Below are 6,542 nucleotides of genomic sequence, written 5' to 3'. Positions count from 1 at the left end.
CGGCGCGGCCGGCTCGGAAGCGCCTGCAGGCTGCTCTTCCGCGGACGCGTCCGCATCGGGCCTGCGAGGGGGCTGGTCGGCCTGGGCACCGGCATAGGGGTTCGATGCCGTAGCGCTCGTCTGGTACGGAACGCCGTCGGGCAAGGGGGCCGAGGACACGCCCCAGCGGCCGACGTCGAAGCGGCAGAACCACTGACCGACCGCGTTGATGGAGATGAGCTGCATCGCAGTGCCGATCACGCCCCCGAAGAACATGACGACGACCACGAGCACCACCGCCAAGACGATGATGCCGGGCCCGATGCCCTGGATCATATGGCTCGCGTACTCGCTGCCCCTCAATCCGGCCCCGAGCACGAACCCCATCACGCCGCCGAAGGCGAACAGGCTTCCCACCAGCGCGATCGCCATCGAATAGGCCGTGGTGACCAGCCCGCCGATAAGCGACACGCCGTACGCGTGGAGAAATCCGCGCGGATCGCGCCCGATCATCTGGAACAGGCGGTCGACGCGCCAGCCGGCGGCGAAGTTGTCGTAAATGGTCGCGCGCACCATGGCCGCCGTGGCAAACGTCCCCATCAGCAGATTGACGATCAGGATCACCAGGGCGATCAGGATGGACGTGTCGCGCGCGAGATCGAACACCGAGCTCGAGAATACCCCGATGCCCATAGGGAACGCGGCGATGGGATACCAGCCGCCGAACAGCATGAGGTCGATCGCCCCGAGCACGAGGCCCATGGTCACCGTGAGCAGAAACGCGATGCCGCCCGTCGAAAGCACCTTGCCGTAGGCGACGCCGCGCTGCTTGGGCGCCGCGTCGACGCCCCATGCGGTCAGGCGCGCCCACTCCAGACCGTATCCAAGGATGGCGATCTGGCCCAAGATGGGAATCCAGCCGACAAGGGTGAGGATCAGCAGCGGCTTGATCCATCCCTTGTCGCGCGTCAGCATCTTCCAGGAAGAGACGAATCCCAGCTGCTGTGCGTACATATCTCTTACTCCTCTGATCTCAGGTCGCCAAGGCGACCGTGCCATGCACCTTCACCGCTTTACCGCGCCGCGAAAGACGTGACTACCGGGCAACGTCCGCGAACAGCGACCGCACCGCTCCCATGCAGATGGACGATTCGGCAAACGAATACGCAGCGCCCGCGCGATACGGCAGCACCATCAGGCGCGCCATGGCGTCCCCGCGACACGCCGCCTCGCATATGAGGGCACCGGTATGCCCGGCATCGACATCAACGAACCCATCATAGACAAAGGCATACGCCTCCGGCTTCTCGCGGACCAAAAGATCGCGCACGGAGCGGTAGATATCCCGTGCCGATCGACCGTGGTGCTCGACGATGTCGTACCCGTCGGATGCGCACATGATGGTAAAGGGAGCGAGGGAACCGCATCCGATAAGGCACGACCGCGCCTCCGCAAACGCGTGGTCGACGGCGACGCGCAGCGCCTCCGCCGGCATGGCGTGCGTGGCTATGCTCGTGGCGTACATCGCGGTTCCTCCTTTCTCACATCTTCAGTGTATCCGCGACAAAATGCCCTTATGGCGGCATTTGCCCAGATTAAGCGGGTCTTAAGGCGTCGGGGGAGACAGAGACTCCTGCCTGCCGGCTCCTTAACTCCCCCACATTTTTTCGCCATCTTGCAAATGACACTTGCGCGCGGCGCTGGATACGGTAAAATTGCCGTTGCATTTCACGGAGAGTTGTCCGAGTGGCCGAAGGAGCACGATTGGAAATCGTGTAGGCGCCAAAAGCGTCTCCAGGGTTCAAATCCCTGACTCTCCGCCAGCATCTTCTCATGGCGCGCCCCTTGTGACGCGCCATGTTTCACTCCAACGGAGGAGTGGCAGAGTGGTTGAATGCGGCGGTCTCGAAAACCGTTTACCCGGTAACCCGGGTACGAGGGTTCGAATCCCTCCTCCTCCGCCATCATGGAACGCAAAGCGCCCGCCAGCTCGGGCGCTTTTTTGTATGTCGCCCCACCTGCGAAGACAGAGCGAGCGCAAAACCCTCCGGCCAGGACATGGGAGCGAAGCCGGAGCTCTTGTTCCAAATCTATGACGGCAAACGATGCGAGCGCTATCCGGTATACTTTGTCTCACATCCCACGGGGCGCAAAGCCCGGAACGGAGCTGAGCATGATTCCGACCATCATCGCGATCGTTGTCGTCATCGTCATCGTCTGCGCAATCGCGGGCATCTACAACAACATGGTCACGCTGCGCAATCGCATCGACAACGCGTGGCAGAACATCGATACCCAGCTTCAGCGTCGAAACGACCTGATCCCCAACCTCGTCGAGACCGTCAAGGGCTACGCGTCGCACGAGCGCGAGGCGCTTGCCGCCGTCACCAACGCGCGCAACGCGGCCGTCACGGCGACGACGCCCGACGAGAAGATGGCCGCCGACGGCGCGCTCACCAGCGCCCTGCGCCAGCTGTTCGCCGTGGCCGAGGCCTATCCCGATCTCAAGGCCAACGCCAATTTCATGCAGCTCCAGACCTCGCTCGAGGACACCGAGAACAAGGTCTCCTACGCCCGTCAGAGCTACAACGACTGCGTGCTCAACTACAACAACGCCATCCAGACGTTCCCCGGCGTCATCTTTGCCGGCATCTTCCAGTTCAAGGAGCGTCAGGGCTTCGAGGCGGAAGAGGCGGCGCGCTCCGTCCCGAACGTGAAGTTCTAAGCGACGCCGATCACGTGGCCGATGTGCGCCCGGGGGCTTTCCCTCGGGCGCTTTTTTGCGCGGCGCGTCGCACTCCCCGCTCACGGGAATCCCCTTCATTCATGAAAAAGTACGGGTGTCAAACAAACAAATCCTGGGCAAACGCCGAAAAGGGTCCCGTTCATTCATGAATGAACGAAGGCCCGCATCTGCCACAAGGGACCGGCTGCCCATCGGGCACAGGCGCATATGCCCTTTTGCCGCGCACAGCGGTACAATCAGGCGGACTGCGAACCCGACACACGAACGGATCGACCCGAAGACATGACTTCCCCTCAGCCCAAGCAGGAGACCACCGGCACCAAGCCCGCATCAACGCACACCCCGCGCGCAGATGCAGCCCGCCAGCAAGACATGCGCCCCGCTCGCCCGCGCTCACGCTATATCCCGGCGCTCGACGGCATCCGCACGCTTGCCGTCGCGGCGGTCGTCCTCTACCACCTGGGCTTCTCATGGATCCAAGGCGGCCTCCAGGGCGTCACGATGTTCTTCGTGCTGTCCGGATACCTCATCACCCACCTGCTGATCGTCGAATACCGCGGCACCGGACGCATCGACCTCAAGGATTTCTGGATTCGCCGCATCCGTCGCCTGCTGCCCGCCGTGCTGACGGTCATCGTGGTGACCATCATCTTGTGTGCGCTGTTCAACCACGTGATGCTCACCAAGATGAGGCCGGACATCGTCCCCTCCATCCTGTTCTTCAACAACTGGTGGCAGATTCTGCGAAACGTGTCGTACTTCGATGCGCTGGGCGACCCCTCGCCGCTCACCCACTTCTGGTCGCTGGCCATCGAGGAGCAGTTCTATCTGATCTGGCCCCTGCTGCTGATGGGTGTCTGGAAGCTCGGAGGCAAGAACAAGCTCGTGCGCCGGGGCACGCTCGTGCTGGCCATCGTGTCGGCGGTCGCCATGACGGCGCTGTACGATCCGTCGGTCGACCCGAGCCGCGTGTACTACGGCACCGATACGCGCGTGTTCTCGCTGCTTCTGGGCGCCTGGCTCGCGTTTATCCCGACCTCCTCGATGCGTCTCGGCTGGCTCGCCCCGCATCTGCGCAAACTCGGCAGGAGGCTTGGGAAGGCCGCAGGCGAGCACAAGCCGGCGGATGCGCACCGCGCAGGCACCCCGCATCCCACCTACCGCATGGTCGCCCAGAAGTCCGCCGATGCGATCCGCAGCGAGCAGAAGATGACGAACAGCCCGTGGCTCATCGACGTCATCGGCCTTTTGAGCCTTATGGCGCTGATCGCCATCATGGCCCTCACCAACGGCTACACCGCCTTCCAGTACCAAGGCGGCACCCTGCTGTGCTCGCTGCTCACGGTTGCGCTGGTGGCCGCCTGCGTGCAGCCCGACACGCTGCTGTCACGCGTGTTCTCGCTGCCGCCGCTCGTGTGGCTCGGCAAGCGCTCGTACGGCATCTACCTGTGGCATTACCCGCTGCTTTTGCTCATGAACCCCGTGAGCGACATCAGCGAGAAGCCCTGGTGGGTCTATATCATCCAGATCGCCCTGGTCATCCTAGCGGCGGAGCTCTCGTACCGCTTCATCGAGACGCCGTTCAGGCACGGGCTGTTCGGCAAGATCGTCAAGCAGCTCAAAGGGTCGCACGAGACGCCCGGTCGCCTGGCGCGCAAGCACCCGCTTCCCGTTGCGGCGACCACGCTCGTGCTGGTCGCCGCCGTAGCGGGGCTCGTCCTGGTGCCCGACACCTCCGCCCTGTCGGCAGAGGGCGCCGCCCTGCTCGAGCAGGGCACCGATGACGGGCAGGACGCTGCGGGCGCCGAAGGGCAGGCGGATGGCACCCCTGCCGATCAGGAGGATGGCGAGACGACCGCCGCCGAACCCCAAGGGGCCTACGACATCGTGATGATCGGCGATTCGGTCTCGGTGCGAGTCATCCCGGCGTTTGAGGAGAAATTCCCCCACGGATACATCGACGCGGCGAAGAACCGCCAGTTCGGCACGGGCATCGAGATCTATCAGAGCCTCGTCGACCAGAATCTCGCCGGAGGCATCCTCGTGTTCGCCCTGGGCACGAACGGACCGATGAGCGACGAGCAGATCGACACGCTCATGGGGATCGCCGGGGCGGACCGTACCGTGGTGTTCGTCAACACGCGCAGCCCGCAGCCATGGACCGGCCCCACGAATGAGACGCTTGCGCGAGCGGCCGAGCGCTATTCCAACGTGCGCATTGTTGACTGGTACGGCTACAGCGAGGGCCGCAACGACGTCTTCGACGGCGACGGAACGCATCTGAACGAGTCGGGCGCGGTCGAATACGTGGATCTCATCTACTCTGCGGTCGAAGACATCCTGCCCGTGCACCTCGATGACCCCGAGCTGCAGCAAGAGCTGCAGAGCCGGATGCAATCGGTGACCGACGGCATCAGGACCTCGCTGACCGATAGCATGACCTCGGTGCTGCTCGAGCCCTATAACGCGCAGGAGTAGCCCCCGGCCGCACGCCATCGGCATCGGCATCGGCATGCCCCGGCTTCGCCTCTGTGCCGCCGCGCGAGCGCGCGCCTTTCGGCCCGATCAGTACCCGAGGGCCTGGAGCACGAACATGATGATGGTCAGCACGGTGATGATGACGATGGTCGCCCAGGTCAGCACGTTCCACACGCGCCCGTTGCGATACTCGCCCATGATGTGGCGGTCCTGGGCGATGAACAGCAGAAAGACCAGCAGCACCGGCAGCAGCACGCCGTTGATGACCTGCGCGCTCATCATGATCTGGAACAGATTGACGCCGGGCATGATCACCAGCAGGGCCGAAGCGACGATGACCGCGGTGATGATGCCGCGGTAGATCGGCGCCTCCTCCCAGCTGCGGTCCGCTCCGCGCTCCCAGCCGAACGCCTCGCAGATCGCGCTCGAGGTGACGCCGGGCAGCACGCAGGCGGCCAGAAAGCTCGCCGCCACCAGGCCGGATGCGAACAGGATGGTGGAGAACTCGCCCGCGATGGGCTCGAGGGCGAGCGCCGCGTCGGCGGCATCCGACACCTGGACGCCCGCCGGGTAGAGAACCGCACCGGTCGTGACCACGATGAACCACGCGACGGCGCAGGCGATGATCGAGCCCGACGTCGTGTCGATGCGCTGCAGGATGATGCCGCTCTCGTCGACGTTCTTGTCGACCACGTTGTTTTGCGCCAAGAAGATCATCCACGGTGCGATGGTGGTGCCGATCGTCGCCACGAGCAGCGAGACGTACTCGGGTTCGGGCACGATATGAGGCGACACCGTCGCCGCCGTGACCTGCCCCCAATCGGGACCCGCCAAAAACGCCGCCACGATATAGGTCACGAACACGCAGCTCACCATGAGCAGGATCTTCTCGATGCGCTGGAAGCTTCCCGACATGGTGAGCGACCAGATGGCCAGACCGACCAGGGGAACCGATACCGTGGCGGGCACGCCGAACAGCGCGAGGCCGCTTGCGATGCCGGCAAACTCCGAGATGGTCACGGCGGTGTTCGCGACCAGCAGCGCACCCATCGCCAGCGCGCTCTTCCGCACGCCGTACTTCTCGCGGATGAGCGACGCGAAGCCCTTGCCGGTCACGCAGCCGCACCGTGCCGCGGTCTCCTGCACCACGATGAGGAGCACCGCCATGAGCGGCAGCATCCACAGCGTGCCGTAGCCGTAGCTTGCTCCCGCGCTCGAATACGTGGCGATGCCGCCCGCATCGTTGCCCGATAGAGCAGCCAAAAGACCGGGACCCATGGCGCCGAGCACCATCCCGATCGTCAACTTCTGATGCGTCCGTCTTGCCATGTCAGCACCC

At 64.2% G+C, this 6,542-nt stretch carries 5 protein-coding genes and 2 tRNA genes; 4 read left to right on the top strand and 3 right to left on the bottom strand.

Features of this window, described 5'->3' with window-relative positions; translation table 11 throughout:
* On the bottom strand, window positions 1-993 hold a 993-nt coding region (locus BN3789_RS05335; protein WP_161938974.1), incomplete at its 3' end, for a DUF4013 domain-containing protein.
* A gap of 82 nt (window positions 994-1,075) precedes the next feature.
* Window positions 1,076-1,504, bottom strand: a complete 429-nt coding sequence (locus tag BN3789_RS05330; RefSeq protein ID WP_066831340.1) for a hypothetical protein — start codon at window positions 1,502-1,504, stop codon at window positions 1,076-1,078.
* Between the two features lie 207 nt (window positions 1,505-1,711).
* Between BN3789_RS05330 and BN3789_RS05325 the strand changes: the two genes are divergently transcribed.
* From BN3789_RS05325 to BN3789_RS05310, 4 genes are all read left to right on the top strand, one after another.
* Window positions 1,712-1,802 (top strand) — tRNA-Ser (locus BN3789_RS05325).
* 49 nt (window positions 1,803-1,851) lie between these two features.
* Window positions 1,852-1,943: transfer RNA gene (locus BN3789_RS05320), tRNA-Ser, on the top strand.
* Between the two features lie 209 nt (window positions 1,944-2,152).
* A complete protein-coding gene (locus BN3789_RS05315; RefSeq protein WP_066831337.1) occupies window positions 2,153-2,704 on the top strand; it encodes a LemA family protein in 552 nt (183 codons plus the stop codon).
* A gap of 303 nt (window positions 2,705-3,007) precedes the next feature.
* Window positions 3,008-5,203 (top strand): acyltransferase family protein, encoded by a 2,196-nt coding sequence (locus BN3789_RS05310; RefSeq protein WP_229254211.1) that lies wholly within the window; start codon window positions 3,008-3,010, stop codon window positions 5,201-5,203.
* 87 nt (window positions 5,204-5,290) lie between these two features.
* Here BN3789_RS05310 and BN3789_RS05305 read toward each other — a convergent pair whose 3' ends face one another.
* A complete protein-coding gene (locus BN3789_RS05305) occupies window positions 5,291-6,532 on the bottom strand; it encodes an NRAMP family divalent metal transporter (RefSeq protein WP_066831334.1) in 1,242 nt (413 codons plus the stop codon).
* Window positions 6,533-6,542 lie beyond the last annotated feature (10 nt).

The sequence above is a fragment of the Collinsella ihumii genome, assembly GCF_900046475.1.
In the GTDB taxonomy this organism is placed as follows: Bacteria; Actinomycetota; Coriobacteriia; order Coriobacteriales; family Coriobacteriaceae; genus Collinsella; species Collinsella ihumii.
This window is presented reverse-complemented; position numbering and strand designations above follow the sequence as displayed.